A 14,311-nucleotide genomic window follows, 5' to 3' on the forward strand; every position below is an offset into this window, starting at 1 on the left:
AAAAATTCCAAGATCCCTTCTGGCAAAATCAAGTTTGCCAAGCTGTGGTTTTCATCTCTTTGCACGTAGAATATTTTTTGCAAAGAAATGATTTTTGTTCATTCCCCCCAACTTTTCCGCTTGATCCAAAAAATATCGCACACCAATATCGCACACCATAAAATAAAAAAGCCTCCTAAATTTCTCTAAGAGGCTGGTTTTGAGTGTGGTGCCAGCTGGAATCGAACCAGCGACACAAGGATTTTCAGTCCTTTGCTCTACCGACTGAGCTATGGCACCCCTCCTGTTTTATTTAAACGGGCTGCAAATGTAATTGGAATTTCTGAAAAGAAAAATTATTTTTCCCTCAAATCAACAAATAATTTTTCAAGTTGTCCGTTTGATTTTGGAATACATTCCTGCTTCATTATTTAATTAATTAAAAATAAGCATACTACAAGAATTTAGAGGCAATTCTTTATTTGTTAAGTTGATAATAATGAAATTGAATTTATAACTTTGCAAGGCTAATAATTATTAAAAGGGATGAATTTAACCATTGATATTGGCAATACATTTGTAAAAGCAGCCTTATTCTCAATCAATAAAATTATTGATAGCCAAACTAAGCCAATTGCCGAACTTGATTTTTTCATTAAGAAAATTGTGAAGGAATTTTCGGTTGAAAACATAATTTTATCTTCAGTAATTAATCATCCCCAGGAACTGGATTCTTTTTTAGCATCAAAATATCATTTTATTCTTCTTGATCACACTACCAGACTGCCTTTTCTAAATGAATACCTTAGTCCGGAAACTTTAGGAAAGGATAGAATTGGGGCAGTGGCAGGGGCCTGTGCTGAGTTTGCCAATCAAAATGTTTTGGTAATAGATGCAGGAACATGCATTAAATACGACTTTATTAATTCTAACAATGAATACCTTGGAGGAGCAATATCGCCAGGAATTAAAATGCGTTATGCAGCCTTGAATAATTATACTCAGAAACTCCCACTTCTTGAACCCTCATCAGGTTTTTTGGAACTAACAGGAAATTCAACAATTGCCTCCATACACTCAGGTGTGCAGCTTGGGGCTGTGGCAGAGGTAAATGAAATAATTAATTTGTATACTGAGAAACATAAAAATTTAGCTGTAATTTTAACTGGAGGGGATATGCTATATTTAAAGCCTGTTATGTCAGGAAAAAATAACATCTTTGCAGATTCTTTTTTAATCCATAAAGGGTTGAATCATATTTTAAAGTATAATGTGGACATATAGCAGAAAATTTTTAATTTTATTTTTCAATCAGATGAAAGTTCCTTTCTTATTTGTACTTGTTGTATTATCAATGTTTTGCATACAGCTTAATGCTCAAGTTAGCTCCTCTCCCTATTCCAGATATGGTTTGGGAGAATTAAACAAGGGCACTTTTAGTCAGAATTTTTCTTTGGCAAATACGGCAATAGGTTTAAGAAATCCAGGGTTTATTAATATTGGAAATCCCGCCAGTTATTCAGCATTTGATCTAACTGTTTTTGAAGCAGGTTTAAGTGGTAATTATTCTGAATTTTCATCCCATACATCTTCATTTACAGCCTACAATGCTTCTTTTGCATACCTGGGATTTGGCTTGCCAATAATGCCCTGGTGGGGCATGAGTTTTGGACTGCTTCCTTTTTCTTCTACAGGTTACAATATTATTTCTGAGCGAGAAATAGAAAATATTGGTGCTATCACTGAGAGATACCAGGGATCAGGTGGAATTAATAAAGTGTATTGGGGCAATGGGTTTAATTACAGAAAGTTTTCTGCTGGTTTTAATGCATCCTATTTCTTTGGAACATTAACAAAAGAAAGAAGGATTATTTTCGATCCCAATTCCATTCCTTTCAATACAAAGGCAATTAATGAAACAACAGTGAGTGATGTTAATTTTGATTTTGGCTTGCAGTACAGGGATAGTTTATCTGAGAACTGGATAATAAATCTTGGAGCAGTTTATGGATTAAGATCAGCTCTGAATGCAAACCGTCAGGAATTTGTTGCTACTTATAAATCAACTCCAATGGGAGAGCAAATAAGTGATACTGTTACTTTTGAAACCAACAAGGGTGAAATCGTTTTGCCACAAAATTTTGGAGCTGGATTTTCATTGGAATCAAAAACTTGGCTAATTGCAGGCGATTGGAAATATACCCAATGGTCGGATTTTAGAAATTTTGGTAGTTTTGATTCTTTGGTAAACAATTCTGAATTTAGTATTGCTGCACAGTTTACCCCAGATAAAAATGCAGTTGCATCCTATTTAAAAATTATTCAATACAGAGCAGGTGCAAGATACCAAACAGGATATTTTCAATTGAATAATCAGCAAATTACCGAATATGGCATAACATTTGGAGCAGGCCTTCCGTTAAGAAGAGCTAGAACAACAATTAACATTGGATTTGAAATAGGTCAAAGGGGAACTAAAAGTGAAGGTTTAATTCGCCAGCAGTTCATTAATTTTAATTTCGGAATGGCCATTAATGACCGATGGTTTATAAAAAGAAAATACGATTAAGTAAAAAAAAATAATTTGAGATGAAAAAAAGTATCCTAAAGTTAACTCCTGCATTTTTTGCTTTTGTTTTATTTTTTACAAATAACACCTCTGCTCAAACCAGTAAATATGGCCTTGACAGTGCAAATTGCGTTCAAAATATTTCACTTTACAGGGAATTTTACAAACAAAGAAATTACAAAGAGGCTACTCCTTATTGGAGATGGGTTTTTTTAAATTGTCCTGCATCCACTGAATATATGTATGCTGACGGACTAACCATTGTTAAAGTGATGATGCAGGGTGAAAAAGATAAGGCCAAGCTCTCAGCATTAATGGATACACTAATGATGGTTTATGACCAACGTATCAAATATTTCGGTAAGGAAGGTTATGTTCTTGGAAGAAAGGCTGTGGACATGTCCAAAATGATGCCTGATAAAATTGATGAAACCTATAAAATTTTAACAAAAGTATACGATCTTGAAAAAAGCAAAATGGAAGCAGCTCCTGCTGATGCTTACTTTCAAATTGCGTTGGAATTATATAAAAATCAAAAGATTTCAAAAGACGAAACGCTGGAAGTTTATGAGAAGTTAAGTGATATTTTGAGTGATAATCTTTTGGCCAATCCTACTGATGAATCATACAATCAATTACAGGAAAATATCGAATTGAGATTCTCTGAAATTGCTGATTGTCCTTCATTAATTAACCTATATGGTCCAAAATTTAAAGCCAATCCAAATGACATTGATCTTTTGAAAAAGATTACTAAAATGCTCGATAAAAAAGATTGTGCAGCGGATAAATTATATCTTGATGCAGTTGTAAATCTTGACAAGCTTGAACCTTCTGCCAATTCAAAATCTAAAATTGCAAAAATGTATTTGGCAAAGGGAAGTTTTAGCGAAGCAGTTAAATTTTACAATCAGGCCCTTGAATTAGAAAGTGATAACAATCAAAAGGCGCAGTATTATTATGAACTTGCAATTGTAAATATTAAAATGGGACAAAATAGTTCTGCCAGGGCAAATGCTCAAAAAGCTCTTGCCTTAAGGCCAAATTGGGGAAGACCATATATGATAATGGGTGATGCATATGTTTCAAGTGCGAAAGATTGTGGGGAAACTGAGTTTTTTCAAAGCGCTGTGTATTGGATAGGGGTTGATAAATACAACCAGGCTAAATCCATTGATGCCTCAGTTACAAATGATGCCAACGCCCGTATTGCAACCTATTCTAAATATTTCCCCTTGAAAAATGATATTTTCTTTAATAATTTAAAGGAGGGCGATTCCTACACCATAGGTTGCTGGATAAATGAATCCACAAAAATAAGAGCAAGAGATTGATCTTGTTTGGGAAGATAATTAAAAATTTTTTTTTCATCCCGGTGATTGTTTTCATCGGGATGCTTTTTAGTTGTGAAAACAATAAAGAATTGGTAAAGGACCTCGCAGGCGAAAAAAAGGTTTTGCCAGTTGAGTCAGCATCTGATATTGAAATCATTTATAGCGATGGGGGAGTGGTTCGCATGAAATTAAATGCACCCGTGCTGGAACGCTATTTAGGAAATGAGCCTTATATTGAATTTTCACAAGGCGTTCAGGTTCTTTTTTATGATTCCCTTAAACAACCCGAATCTAAACTTACCTCAAAGTATGCCATTAACCATGAATTTAAAAAAATTATGGAAGCTAAAAGAGACGTGGTGGTAATTAATGAAAAAGGGGAAGTTTTAAACACTGAACACTTAATTTGGGATCAGCAAAAGGAGACAATCCACACCAATGAATTTGTTAAAATAACTACAGCAGATGAAATTATAATGGGTGAAGGAATGGAGGCTGATCAACACTTTACCCGCTATAAAATTAAAAATATAACAGGAACCATTAATATAAAAAACGATGAAGATAATACGAATCCTTGAGTTAGCATGGTTGATAATTGCAATTGCCGGAGCGGTTTTGGGAATTTATAAATTTGCAAACGAAGGATTGAGCGAGGCTATTTATTTTTTTATCTTTACTTTTGTTGCTGCTGTTTTTTATTATATCAGGAGAAAACAAAGAATAAGAATGGAACAAGAGAATCGTCCCCTTGAATAAGATGCGTTTAAACTTTATTTGGCTATGGATAGTTGGTTAATTATTGCCATTTCCTTAGCTTTTTCAGCTTTTTTTTCTGGTATTGAAATTGCCTTCATTTCTGCCAATAAACTTCGCATTGAACTCGAAAGCAAGCAGGATGTAATTACTTCTAAAATAATATCTACTTTTTTTCTTTCCAATCCTTCTCGCTTTATTGGCACTATGCTGGTTGGAAATAACATTGCTCTGGTTATTTATGGTATTACAATGGCCAAAATACTCGAGCCCCTTATTTCCCGATATTTAAGCTCTGAGCTTTCCCTTCTCATTTCTCAAACCATTATTTCCACTCTTGTAATCCTTATCACGGCTGAATTTCTTCCTAAAGCATTATTTCGTATTAACCCCAATAAAATTCTAGGTTTCTTTGCTATTATAGTTTTGATGTTGCATTTTATTCTCTATCCTATCGTTTTTTTTACTGTAGGAATTTCTGAATTCCTTTTAAAGAATGTTTTTAGGGTTAAACTTGTTCAGGGCAGAATGGTCTTTAATCGCATTGACCTTGACAATTACATAAAAGGAATTTCCACTCAGGAGGATGAGAAGGAGGAAAGGGATCATGAAATTCAGATCTTCCAAAATGCCCTGGATTTTTCAAGCCGTAAAGTAAGGGATAGCATGATTCCACGCACAGAAATCGAAGCACTTGATGTGGAGTGCCACATGGATGAATTAAAGCAAAAATTTATTGAAACCGGCTTGTCTAAAATACTTATTTATCGGGAAACTATTGATGAGATTATTGGATATGTTCATTCCTATGAAATGTTTAGAAAACCAACAACTATAAAATCTGTTTTATTGCCAGTTTTAATAGTTCCTGAAACCATGCCTGCGCAGGTTGCATTAAGTTTATTTATACAACAAAGAAAAAGCATAGCCGTTGTAGTTGATGAGTTTGGAGGTACAGCAGGAATGCTAACTATTGAAGATATTATGGAGGAGATTTTTGGTGAAATTGAGGATGAACATGATACGGAAGAACTCGAGGATATAAAGATTTCAGATACTGAATATTCTTTTGCCGCACGTTTAGAAATAGATTACCTGAACGATGAATATAAATTGGATCTCCCGGTTTCGGATGAGTATGAAACACTAGCAGGTTTAATTATTACTCATTACGGAGGTATTCCTGAACAGGATGCTGAAATAAGAGTAGGAGATTTGTTGTTTATTATTAAACAAGTCAGTGAAACCCGTATTGAAAAGGTTAAACTGCATATTTTAGATCATATAAAGTAATTATTTAATGAATTAATTCCCTATAACTGATAATCATGTATTTAATTTGCAGATTGTTTCAAAAACAAGCAAAACAAGATTTGACTTTGAGCAAATTGTTATGATAAATCAACAAAATAATTGCATAATATCTTTTAAAGTTCAGCGTATTAGTTTTATATATCATTTTACAGTTGTATATTCGCAACCCAATTAAAAAAAATAAAGATGTCAGTTTTAAGTACAATAAGAGAAAAATCAACATTACTCCTAATAATTATTGGAGGAGCCCTGGTGGCATTTATCCTAGGTGACGTTCTGAGTTCAGGAGAACGTTTGTTTTCGAGTAACAGTAACAATATCGGTGAAATTGCCGGTCAAACTATTTCTGCCCAGGAGTTTGAGCAAAGACTTCAAAAAATGGAGGAAAACTACAGGCTGAATACAGGTAGTTCCTCAATTGATGAATCAACCAGGGAATCTCTAAGGCAACAAGCCTGGAATCAAGCCCTGAATGAAATAATAATGGAGGAGGAATACAGAGGAGTAGGTATTAAAGTTACCTCGCAGGAGTTGTATGAGCTGGTTGCAGGATCTGATCCTCATCCTACCGTTCAAAGAGCCTTTTCTGATCCTAGCTCCGGAACATTTGACAAGAACAGAGTTTTGAGTTTTTTGAAAACAATGGATGAAGATCCCTCTGGCGCTACAAAAATCAGGTGGATTGAATTTGAAAGAGGAATAAAGCAGGAAAGAATGAATGAGAAGTACAATGATCTTATTAAAAAAGGATTGTATATACCAACCAAACTTGCTCATCATGAATACTTGGCTAAGCAGAAAAATGCCAGTTTGCAATATGTTGTAAAAAGATATTCTGAAATAACAGATTCTGAAATTACTTTTAATGAGGATGATTTAAAAAAATACCACAAGGAACATCAAAAGGAATTTGATCAGGAAAAATCAAGAAAAATTGAATTTGTGGTTTTTGATGTTGTTCCTTCTAAAGAAGATTTGGCTAAAGCTGAAAAAGCAATTATGGAGTTAAAAGATGACTTTGCAGCCAGCATAGATGATTCATCATTTATTAAAATGTACTCAGATGGAGGGCTTCAAATTGAAGTTTTAGGTGAAAATCAATTGCCTGCTGAATTAGTTGAACTTTTTCATGCTGAAAAAGGCTCGATTAAAGGTCCCTACAAAGAGGAGCAATCCTTTAAAATTGCTAAAGTAGTGGATCAGGTTTTTGTACCGGATTCTGTTCGTGCACGTCACATTTTAATTCCTGTTCAAGAAGGTAATACTGAAGCAGCGCTTGCAAAGGCAGATTCATTAAAAAAACTTATTAAAGGGGGTAAGAAATTTGCAGAAATGGCAGAAAAACATTCTGAGGATTTTGGATCAGCTGCAAAAGGTGGAGATTTAGAATGGTTTACCGAAGGTACGATGGTTAAGCCTTTTAACGATGCTGTTTTTTATGGCAAAAAAGGGGATATGCCCATTGTGGTTTCTCAATTTGGCGTTCACTTAATTGAAATTACCGGCAGATCGACAGAAAACAAAAGAGTGAAATTTGCTTTCATTGAAAAAAATATTGAAGCAGGACCAAATACCTTCCAGGATTATTATATTGCTGCGAGTGAATTTGCAAACAAAAACAAATCATTGGAAGCATTTGATAAAGCAGTTTCCGAAAAAGGTCTTAACAAAAGAATAGCAGATAACATAAAGCCAGGTGACAGAATGATTGCAGGTGTGGAGCAATCAAGAGAATTGGTTAGATGGGCTTTTAAAGAAAAACAAGGAAGCATTTCCAAACCTTTTGAATTTGAAGATAAATTTATTGTAGCTTCTTTAGTTGAAGTTAGGGAAGAAGGAGTGGCCAGCCTTGATCAGGTAAAAGAACAAGTGGAAAAAGCAGTTATTAAGGAAAAGAAAGCTGAAAAGTTAATGCAGGAATTAAATACTGCTTTAGCATCTTCAAATTCAATTGAGGAAGTAGCAACTAAAGTAAATGCTAAATCAGAATCTGCCGATAATATTAATTTTTCCTCCTTTTCAATTCCTGGAATTGGTCGTGAACCTAAGATAGTTGGTACAGCCTTTGGAATTCAAAAGGATGTTATTTCATCACCTGTTAAGGGTGAAACAGGAGTTTTTGTTATCAAAGTAACAGCAATTAACTCTCCAGCAGAAATTACAGACTATTCAGAACATAAAAACAAACTTTCTTCAAACCTTACAAACAGAGTTGGTTATGAAGCTTTTGAAGCATTGAAGGAGAATGCAAAAGTTACCGACAACAGATATAAATTCTACTAAGAAAATTCAATTCTTTAATTCATTTCATAAAAAAAGCACCTTCTGGGTGCTTTTTTTATGAATAGCCTTGTGCATTTTCGCCCAGCCCAATGCGCCTAAAGGCTCTAAGCCTACACATTGATATATATTATATCCAAATGAAATAGCCATGCGCTCAGCTCTTGCCTAAACAACACTGAATATTGCTTTCCCGATAAATCGGGATGGCAATTAAAACACACATTATATCCGTATGAAAGCCATGCACCAAGCGCTCCTGAACAAATAGGAATAAGATAAACTGCCAAAAATTCAAAATAAAAATAAAATCCCAGATCCCAAGGGGGAACAACAGTAATAGACTAATTTAAAATATTCAGTCTGCTGGAATCCAGTTTCAGAAAAATGAAAAGCAGAATGGTAAAGGACCAAAGTGAAGAACCACCGTAGCTAAAAAAAGGAAGAGGAATTCCAATTACGGGAGCAAGGCCTATTGTCATACCAATATTAATTACCATGTGGAAAAATATAATTGAGGCTACTCCATAACCATAAATTCGACTGAATGGGGAACGTTGCCTCTCGGCAATAACAAGCAGCCGCATAAGCAGGATGATAAATAAACCAATTACAAGGGTACTGCCTAGAAAGCCCCATTCCTCACCAATGGTACAAAAAATAAAATCGGTACTTTGTTCAGGAACAAAATTGTATTTGGTTTGCGTACCCTGTAAAAAGCCCTTTCCCGTTAATCCGCCTGATCCTATGGCTATTTTAGATTGGTTTACATTATAACCTGCCCCTTTTAAATCCATCTCCTTTCCCAATAATACATTAATCCTGTTTTTTTGATGCGGTTGAAGTTTTGTTTCAAAAAGATAATCCACGGAGTACACTACAATTGAGGATAAAAGAAAAAACAAGATTATAGGAATAATTTTGCTTGCTTTTTTCTTTACAAGCAATATCATCACTAAAGAAATCCCAGCGAGAATAGAAACAAGAATAATTTTATCAAAAAGTAAGGCTAAAATAAACAAGCTTATCGAAAGTAGTCCCAAAAGAAGGTAATTTCCTGATAAGCCTTCGCGGTATAAAACAAAAACAAATGCTCCAAAAACAAGTGCGCTTCCCGTTTCATTTTGTCCGATAATTATTAATGGTGGTACTGCAATAATTAATCCTGCAATAAGCTTTGTTTTAATATCTTCCATCTTAATATTGATGTTGCTTAAGAATTTGGACAGAGCAAGGCAAGTGGCAAATTTTGCGAATTCAGCAGGTTGAACACGAAAATCTCCAATTGCAAACCACGATCTTGAGCCATTTATTTCTACGCCCAAAAAGATTACACTTATTAAAATTAATAAGATTACCCCGTATATGGGATAGGCAAATGTGGTATAAAATTCAGCATCAATAATTAGAATTACACTAAATAGTAATATTGAAGTTACAATCCATATTAATTGCCTTCCATAATTTTGACTAAGGTCAAATATACTTTGGTGTTCATCATTATAAACTGCAGCATAGATATTTATCCATCCCAATAAAACCAACAACAGGTATAGCAAAACCGTAACCCAGTCAATTTGTGAAGCTATGCTTTTCTGATTTCTCATTTCAGGGATATTAAATTGCCTTCAAACATTCTTTTTTCTATTGCAGGCCGGGTTATTTCCCCGTTAATGTATTTTTCAATCATTAAACTGGCAATAGGCACGGCCCATGTTGCTCCAAATCCGGCATTTTCAACATACACTGCTATAGCGATTTTGGGGTTGTCTTTAGGCGCAAATGCAATATATATGGAGTGGTCTTTCCCATGGGGGTTTTCTGCAGTTCCTGTTTTTCCGCAAAATGGAATACCCGGAATCTTTCCACCTCTTCCAGTTCCGGCCTCAACCACCTGATACATACCCTCTATAACCAGGTCGAAATATTTTGGTTCTACTGTAGTATGATTTTTTGTGTTGAAATGAGTATTTGCTTCTCCGTTAATTGCCTTTACAATATGGGGGCTATAATAAAAACCACGATTTGCTAAAATGGCAACATAGTTGGCCATTTGTAAAGGTGTTACTCCCATTTCACCCTGCCCTATTCCCAAGGAATATACAGATGATGCCTTCCATCTACCTTTTCCGTGATAACGATCATAATACTCAGCAGCAGGCACAAATCCCTTTAACACATTTGCCAGGTCAGATTCAAGTTTTACACCAAAACCAAAACTGTTTATATGCTCTTTCCATACATTATAACCCTTTTCGGTTGTTGGGTATTTATTAATTATTCGGGTGAAAACCTGGCAATAAAAAGGGTTACATGAATACTGAACCGATTGAATAATATTGGCAGGAGAGGGATGAGGATGACATTTTACGCTTTTGCTTCCTACAGTAAAACTACAGGAAATGCGCGAATTTTCGTTAAGAATTCCTTCCTGTTGTACGATTAAAGCATTTACTAATTTAAAGGTAGATCCAGGTGGGTAAGATGCCATCAAAGCACGATTAAACAAGGGTTTTAAAGTGTCTTGGGCCAACTTTTGGTAGTTGTAGGATCTATCACGACCAACAAGAAGATTGGGGTCGTAAGAAGGAGTAGTAATAAGGGCAAGAATTTCGCCAGTGGAAGGTTCAATTGCTACTATACTACCTGTTTTGTTTTGCATTAATTTATCTCCATAAGCCTGCAATTGGGCATCAATGGTTGTGGTTAGGCTTTTTCCGGCAATAGCAGTTGAATCATAGGTGCCATTCCTGAAACTGCCTTTTTCCCTGTTATGCACATCCACCATAACCACCCGTAGGCCTTTTTTACCCCTTAAATCATCTTCGTAAGATTTTTCAAGACCACTAATACCAATATAATCCCCTGATCGGTAATAATGATTTTCTTCCGTAACCTTGTTGTTCACCTCCCCAACATATCCCAATAAATGAGCTGCTATCTTTTCGGGATAATAACGTAGTGTCCTTTTTTGAACATAAAATCCCGGGAAACGATAAAGGCTCTCTTGCATGCGAGCATAGGATTGGGAAGAATATTGACTGGTAAATACTGTCGGTTTATAATAGGAATAAGCCTTGGCCTTGTTTATTTTATCGATAAATGATTCAATGCTAATACCAATAAGGCTACAAAATTCAAGCGTATCAATGTTTTTAACTTGACGGGGAATTATCATCAAATCATAGGCAGCCTCATTATATACCAATAATTTTCCATAACGGTCATATACCATCCCCCGGGTTGGATATTCTATCACATACCTTAATACATTGTTATCTGCATCAAGTTTATATTTATCATCAATTACCTGAAGGTAAAACAAGCGCAATGAAAACACTATACCTATTATCATAAAAATGATATAGATTACATATTTTCTATCTGCGTAATTAGTTTTCATTTAATAAATATAATTACACGTTTTAAAACGTGGTTTTTTTTAAATAATTCTAATGGCTTCTCTTTCTAAAAATTGTTGATTTTTTCCCTTAATAGTTTACCAATCCTTTACGCTGTAGCTTTATTCTTTCCTGTTCAAAAACTTCTTGATTAATCAATTGAAAATCAATCAGGTTGTTTTTGATTTAGTAAAAAGAAGTTGTACAATTACTACAAGAATTAAGGTAAAAGCACTGCTTAAAATAATCCTTGAAAAAATAGAGAACAACTCTCCAAAGCGGAATATTTCAATGAAAAAATAAACAAGGTGATGCAATAGGATCAGGATTCCTGAATAGGCTACAAACCAATTATGGCCCATGTCGTTTATAGTAGGTTCTGAAGTGAATTCATACCCTCCCCTGGGTTTAATAATATCAAGCACAAATGGCCTGCAATATGCCATAAAAGTTGCAGCGGCTGCATGCATTCCGGAAGAATTTGAAAAAACATCAACGCTTAATCCTAACAAAAATGAGAATACAAGTAGCATCCATTTGGGAATATCCAAAGGAAGCATTAGTATGAACAAAACATAAAGATAAGGATTCACATACCCACTTAACTGAATGTTGTTAAGAACAAGTATTTGAACCAACACCAGAATAAAGAAACGGGAAATGTTTTTTAAAAGATTAATTGTCATTTTGTGTTTTTTCTTCCAGTTTGTATTGCTCTTGCTTCATTAAATTATCAACCACATAAACATAAGATAATCTTGCAAAGTCTGTAAAAAGATTAAGCTTTATAATGTAAAAATTATTTCCTTCTTTTAAATAAATATCCTCGATTATTCCTATACTAACATTGTCAGGAAATATAGCTGATGCCCCGCTGGTTACTACAGTGTCTCCTATAATTAAAACGGCATGTTTTGGAACATCATACATAGTAACAACTCTTGAATCTCCTCCCTCCCAAACTACAGAGCCCAAATAGCCCGATTTTTTGATTTTGCTGCTAATTGTAGCACTTTTGTGGAGTAATGATAATACTGTGCAAAAATTATCCGAAACATCTTTTACAATTCCTACAATTCCATCAGGCGCAATTACTCCCATCAAAGGCTTTATGCCATGATTGCTGCCCTTGTCAAGAGTGATGTAATTGTTTCTGCGATTCACTGAATTGTTTATAACCTTCGCCTCCTGGTAAGTGTATTTTTGTTTGTAAGATGAATCCTCCACCCTTGTTACAAAGCTTATATTTTCAATAAAGGAAGAAGTGGATTGGGATAAAAGTCTGGCATTTTCTTGGGCCAGGAGCTGATTTGATTTCTTTAGGTTTATATATCCGGTTACATCATCAAAAAGATGATAAACATTAGCGGATATATAATTAGAAGAATTGAAAAAACCTGTATTGTGAAATTTGCTATTTGCTACAATTAAATAAAATGCTGAAACCTCCAAAAAAAGAAACAAGAAGAAATTGTTATTCTTCCAAAGAAAGCTTATTAAACTACGCATTTTCTAAATTGTGCTTCAAAACCGAATAATACCCTGTGTATAAAGAGATACAACGAACTAATGAATAAATTGTTTCACTAAATAGTTTGGATTTCTTAAACTGTTTAGGCAAATGGATTAAAATAGAATTACCTGATAAGAAAAGGAAATTTTTCTATGTTTTTTAGCGCAATTCCTGTCCCTCTTGCAACCGCACGTAAAGGATCCTCAGCTACATGAACAGGTAATTTTGTTTTAAGTGCTATTCGTTTATTTAACCCCCGTAACAGGGATCCGCCTCCTGCCATGTAAATACCCGTACGGTAAATATCAGCCGATAATTCGGGTGGAGTCATTTCCAATGCACTTAAAATTGCTTCTTCAATTTTAGCAATTGATTTGTCAAGTGCATGTGCTATTTCTGAATATGAAACATAAATTTCCTTTGGAATTCCAGTCATTAAATCTCGCCCATGAACTGCATAATCAGGGGGAGGATTGTCAATATCCGGCATGGCAGCTCCAACTTCTATTTTTATCCTTTCCGCAGAGCGTTCACCAATTAAAATATTGTGTTGCCTTCTCATGTAATCTTCAATATCGCTGGTGAATTCATCTCCGGCTACCCTTATGGATTTATCGCAAACTATACCACCCAATGCAATTACAGCGATTTCAGATGTTCCTCCACCAATATCAATAATCATATTTCCCATTGGTTCTTCTACATCGATGCCAATGCCAATGGCTGCTGCCATGGGTTCATGAATAAGGTAAACTTCTTTTCCCCCGGCATGTTCAGCAGAGTCACGCACAGCCCTTTTTTCAACCTCTGTAATACCTGATGGAATACAAATCACCATTTTTAAGGAAGGTGTAAATAATTTTCTTCCAGGATTTATCATTTTTATCATCTCTCTTATCATGTGTTCTGCAGCGTGAAAATCTGCAATTACACCGTCTTTAAGTGGTCGGATGGTTTTAATGTTTTCATGGGTTTTTCCATGCATTTGCATGGCTTTTTTACCAACGGCAATAACCTTGCCCGTTGTACGATCAATTGCCACAATGGATGGCTCATCAACTACCACTTTATCATTAAAAATAATTAAAGTGTTGGCAGTTCCCAGGTCAATTGCAATTTCCTGTGTAAATAAATCAAAAAATCCCATCAGTTAGCTGAATTTTGG

At 34.9% G+C, this 14,311-nt stretch carries 12 protein-coding genes and 1 tRNA gene; 7 read left to right on the top strand and 6 right to left on the bottom strand.

The features are described from left to right. Positions 1–206: 206 nt before the first annotated feature. Positions 207–279, bottom strand: a tRNA-Phe gene (locus H0V01_07930). Positions 280–525: 246 nt separating this feature from the next. Between H0V01_07930 and H0V01_07935 the strand changes: the two genes are divergently transcribed. From H0V01_07935 to H0V01_07965, 7 genes are all read left to right on the top strand, one after another. Beyond that, a complete protein-coding gene (locus tag H0V01_07935; GenBank protein ID MBA2583296.1) occupies positions 526–1,263 on the top strand; it encodes a type III pantothenate kinase in 738 nt (245 codons plus the stop codon). Positions 1,264–1,294: 31 nt separating this feature from the next. After that, positions 1,295–2,548, top strand: a complete 1,254-nt coding sequence (locus H0V01_07940) for a hypothetical protein (GenBank protein ID MBA2583297.1) — start codon at positions 1,295–1,297, stop codon at positions 2,546–2,548. Between the two features lie 20 nt (positions 2,549–2,568). After that, positions 2,569–3,882, top strand: coding sequence for a tetratricopeptide repeat protein (locus H0V01_07945; GenBank protein MBA2583298.1), 1,314 nt, complete (start codon positions 2,569–2,571; stop codon positions 3,880–3,882). 41 nt (positions 3,883–3,923) lie between these two features. Beyond that, positions 3,924–4,463 (top strand): LPS export ABC transporter periplasmic protein LptC, encoded by a 540-nt coding sequence (gene lptC / locus H0V01_07950; GenBank protein MBA2583299.1) that lies wholly within the window; start codon positions 3,924–3,926, stop codon positions 4,461–4,463. Further along, positions 4,441–4,641, top strand: coding sequence for a hypothetical protein (locus H0V01_07955; GenBank protein ID MBA2583300.1), 201 nt, complete (start codon positions 4,441–4,443; stop codon positions 4,639–4,641). The genes lptC and H0V01_07955 overlap by 23 nt, the downstream gene beginning before the upstream one ends. A gap of 24 nt (positions 4,642–4,665) precedes the next feature. After that, positions 4,666–5,931 (top strand): HlyC/CorC family transporter, encoded by a 1,266-nt coding sequence (locus tag H0V01_07960; GenBank protein ID MBA2583301.1) that lies wholly within the window; start codon positions 4,666–4,668, stop codon positions 5,929–5,931. Positions 5,932–6,138: 207 nt separating this feature from the next. Next, positions 6,139–8,235 (top strand): SurA N-terminal domain-containing protein, encoded by a 2,097-nt coding sequence (locus H0V01_07965; protein MBA2583302.1) that lies wholly within the window; start codon positions 6,139–6,141, stop codon positions 8,233–8,235. A gap of 341 nt (positions 8,236–8,576) precedes the next feature. Here the strand turns inward: H0V01_07965 and rodA are convergent, their stop codons facing one another. The 5 genes from rodA to H0V01_07990 all read right to left on the bottom strand — a co-directional run bounded on the left by rodA (position 8,577) and on the right by H0V01_07990 (position 14,293). Next, a complete protein-coding gene (gene rodA, locus H0V01_07970; GenBank protein ID MBA2583303.1) occupies positions 8,577–9,839 on the bottom strand; it encodes a rod shape-determining protein RodA in 1,263 nt (420 codons plus the stop codon). Next, positions 9,836–11,635 carry a penicillin-binding protein 2 gene (gene mrdA / locus H0V01_07975; protein ID MBA2583304.1) on the bottom strand — a complete coding sequence of 600 codons (1,800 nt, stop codon included), beginning with the start codon at positions 11,633–11,635 and terminating at the stop codon, positions 9,836–9,838. Before mrdA ends, rodA begins: the two co-directional genes overlap by 4 nt. Positions 11,636–11,803: 168 nt before the next feature. Next, on the bottom strand, positions 11,804–12,319 hold the full coding sequence (gene mreD / locus H0V01_07980; protein MBA2583305.1) for a rod shape-determining protein MreD: 516 nt from the start codon (positions 12,317–12,319) through the stop codon (positions 11,804–11,806). Beyond that, entirely contained in the window at positions 12,309–13,142 is an 834-nt protein-coding gene (gene mreC, locus H0V01_07985) for a rod shape-determining protein MreC (protein ID MBA2583306.1), read from the bottom strand. Before mreC ends, mreD begins: the two co-directional genes overlap by 11 nt. Before the next feature lie 128 nt (positions 13,143–13,270). Beyond that, positions 13,271–14,293, bottom strand: coding sequence for a rod shape-determining protein (locus tag H0V01_07990; GenBank protein MBA2583307.1), 1,023 nt, complete (start codon positions 14,291–14,293; stop codon positions 13,271–13,273). Between the last annotated feature and the right edge of the window lie 18 nt (positions 14,294–14,311).

Source organism: Bacteroidota bacterium, from assembly GCA_013696965.1.
Classification (GTDB): domain Bacteria; phylum Bacteroidota; class Bacteroidia; order JACCXN01; family JACCXN01; genus JACCXN01.

What these genes read in the sequence shown, in the direction of transcription:
- H0V01_07935 (MBA2583296.1), top strand. Translation starts at nt 526, where the DNA reads ATGAATTTAACCATTGATATTGGCAATACATTTGTAAAAGCAGCCTTA.
- H0V01_07940 (MBA2583297.1), top strand. Translation starts at nt 1,295, where the DNA reads ATGAAAGTTCCTTTCTTATTTGTACTTGTTGTATTATCAATGTTTTGC.
- H0V01_07945 (MBA2583298.1), top strand. Translation starts at nt 2,569, where the DNA reads ATGAAAAAAAGTATCCTAAAGTTAACTCCTGCATTTTTTGCTTTTGTT.
- H0V01_07955 (MBA2583300.1), top strand. Translation starts at nt 4,441, where the DNA reads ATGAAGATAATACGAATCCTTGAGTTAGCATGGTTGATAATTGCAATT.
- H0V01_07960 (MBA2583301.1), top strand. Translation starts at nt 4,666, where the DNA reads ATGGATAGTTGGTTAATTATTGCCATTTCCTTAGCTTTTTCAGCTTTT.
- H0V01_07965 (MBA2583302.1), top strand. Translation starts at nt 6,139, where the DNA reads ATGTCAGTTTTAAGTACAATAAGAGAAAAATCAACATTACTCCTAATA.
- rodA (MBA2583303.1), bottom strand. Translation starts at nt 9,839, where the DNA reads ATGAGAAATCAGAAAAGCATAGCTTCACAAATTGACTGGGTTACGGTT.
- mrdA (MBA2583304.1), bottom strand. Translation starts at nt 11,635, where the DNA reads ATGAAAACTAATTACGCAGATAGAAAATATGTAATCTATATCATTTTT.
- mreD (MBA2583305.1), bottom strand. Translation starts at nt 12,319, where the DNA reads ATGACAATTAATCTTTTAAAAAACATTTCCCGTTTCTTTATTCTGGTG.
- mreC (MBA2583306.1), bottom strand. Translation starts at nt 13,142, where the DNA reads ATGCGTAGTTTAATAAGCTTTCTTTGGAAGAATAACAATTTCTTCTTG.
- H0V01_07990 (MBA2583307.1), bottom strand. Translation starts at nt 14,293, where the DNA reads ATGGGATTTTTTGATTTATTTACACAGGAAATTGCAATTGACCTGGGA.